Consider the following 2,597-nt stretch of genomic DNA (forward strand, 5'->3'; position numbering starts at 1 on the left):
CTCACTGTCCACTCACTGTCCACTCAGTCTCTGATAATTTATATCTTTATTTTTCACGTACACTGAGCCTGTCGAAGTGTACTTAAACTTACCATATTCTAAAGACTTCAAAAATCCGTTCGTTGGCGGTTCGACAAGCTCACCGTCCTCGCACTGACCTATCAGTCTCCAATGATTTAGATTTTTACTTCTTTTACGTTTTCTATATTCTCCAAAAACCAAGCATAGGTCTTTTTAATTCCTTCTTGCAAGTCTATTTTGTGTTTCCAACCTAAGTCATGCATTTTAGAAATATCCATCAATTTTCTTGGTGTACCATCGGGTTTTGAGCTATCCCAAATCAACTCGCCAGTATGTCCCACTACCTTTTGGATGGTTTCTGCCAATTCTCTGATTGTCAAATCTTCACCTGTACCCACATTATATAAATGCTCAGGCAATTTATTTTCAAGTGCGAAGATAACCGATTCTGCCATATCATCCACAAATAAAAATTCACGCATAGGTGTTCCAGAACCCCAAAGTTCGACAGGCTCACCGTTTTGTTTTGCTTCATGAAACTTACGAATCATCGCTGGCAACACATGTGATGTTTTCAAATCAAAATTATCATGTGTACCGTACAAATTGGTAGGCATCAAACTCACAAAATCTTTCCCAAATTGTTTTCGGATCGCCTGACAAGCTTTCACTCCTGTTATTTTTGCTATGGCATACCATTCATTCGTAGGTTCTAAGGAATCTGTTAACAAATACTCTTCTTTTAATGGCTGAGGAGCTAACTTAGGATAAATACAAGAACTTCCTAAGAAAATGAATTTATCCACATTTTGAATCATGGCAGCATCTATCAAATTATTTTGAATCTGCATATTTTCCATTAAAAACTGGTAAGGATATTCATTGTTTGCTAAAATACCTCCAACTCTAGCTGCTGCATCAATCACAACTTCCGGTTGCTCTTCTGTGAAAAAAGAACGTACAGCTATTTGATCTTTTAAATCTAATTCTTGGCTCGTTCTTCCTAAAAGATTGCTATATCCTTTAGCTTCTAAGGTTCTCCAAATCGCGGAACCCACCATTCCTCTATGACCTGCAATGTATATTTTAGTTTCTTTATTCATTTTATTTTCTCTGTCTTTCTTTTATGCTACTTTGCCCCTAGCTTAGACCTTGTCTTTATCAAATTTTCTCAAAGTCTTCGTCTCACCTCTATTTCAACAACCAACTACTAGACTGTATTTTATCCCCCAGTCCATCTAACAATATTATTCCCATTTTATTACAAATATCAATTTCAGGTATCGTTTCATTATTTTGATCTCCACCATTCGCAAATGCCAAGTCAAAAGTTGCTCCAAATTCATTTGCGATCTTTTCTATCGTAGCACAAACAGTTCTATCCGAATCTACCGACAATACAACCGTATCCACTGCTTTTAAGTTTGACACGATTAGCACGCGTTCCTCTTCTAATTGAAATTCCTTACTACCTTTTAATGCACGTTGCTGGTCATTATTTACAATCACGAAAAGCGCATCTGCTAAAGATTTTGCCTTATTGATGTATTCTAAATGTCCTTTATGCAATGGATTAAAATATCCTGATACAATGATTGCTTTCTTCTTCATTTTTTATTATAATTCTTATACCATATTACAAACTGCTCCACTCCTCCTTTTATCCCTACGCTACTTTTATATCCTAATTTCTCCAATTCCGAAACATCAGCCCATGTCTGAGATACATCTCCATCTTGCATGGGTAAAAATTCTTTTTTTGCTTCTGTTCCAAAACTTTTCTCAATGGCCTTGATAAAGTCATCCAGAGATTGTGGACTCCCATTCCCTATATTTGATATTCTATAGGCTGGGTTTTGTTCGTTTTTAATTGGTGGGTTTTCTAGTGAAATTTCAATACCCTTTATAATATCATCGATAAAGGTAAAATCGCGAGACATATTACCCTTATTAAATACTTTTATAGCTTTTCCTTTCGAGATTGCATCAGCAAATAGATAAATAGCCATATCAGGTCTTCCCCAGGGTCCGTAGACTGTAAAAAAGCGCAAACCTGTCGTTGGAATATCATACAAATGACTGTAGGTATATGCCATCAATTCATTGCTCTTTTTAGTAGCTGCATACAAACTGATTGGATGATCTACATTGTCCTCTGTAGAAAATGGTACTTTTTTGTTTTCACCATATATACTAGAACTGCTTGCGTATAATAAGTGTTTGATCTTATAATGACGACAACATTCTAAGATGTTTAAGTAGCCCACAATATTGCTATCTATATATGCATTTGGATTCTCAATACTATAACGAACGCCAGCTTGTGCGGCTAAATTCACTACCACATCAAATTGATGCACTGTAAATAAACCAGGCAATTCCTGACGATCTTCCAAATTCATTCTTACGAATTGAAAAGATGATTTATACTTTTCACTTTCTGAAACCTTTAGAAAAATCTCTGCGTCGTTTCTAGCTATACCCAATTCATTCAGACGTGCATATTTCAAATTCACATCATAATAATCGTTGATATTATCTAGCCCAACTATAACATGTCCTTTTTCCAATAAGGC

At 35.7% G+C, this 2,597-nt stretch carries 3 protein-coding genes; all 3 read right to left on the bottom strand.

The genetic code is table 11. The features are described from left to right. Positions 1 to 176: 176 nt before the first annotated feature. Entirely contained in the window at positions 177 to 1,124 is a 948-nt protein-coding gene (locus P8H68_RS11140) for a GDP-L-fucose synthase (RefSeq protein WP_300324982.1), read from the bottom strand. Between the two features lie 88 nt (positions 1,125 to 1,212). Continuing rightward, positions 1,213 to 1,632: an adenylyltransferase/cytidyltransferase family protein gene (locus P8H68_RS11145; protein ID WP_300324985.1), complete on the bottom strand. Its 420-nt coding sequence runs from the start codon at positions 1,630 to 1,632 to the stop codon at positions 1,213 to 1,215. Beyond that, positions 1,629 to 2,597: NAD-dependent epimerase/dehydratase family protein (locus tag P8H68_RS11150; RefSeq protein ID WP_300324988.1), on the bottom strand; the 969-nt coding region annotated here is incomplete at its 5' end. The genes P8H68_RS11145 and P8H68_RS11150, both read right to left, overlap by 4 nt.

Origin of the sequence: Flavicella sp. (assembly GCF_029238425.1) — a bacterium.
GTDB lineage: Bacteria > Bacteroidota > Bacteroidia > Flavobacteriales > Flavobacteriaceae > Flavicella.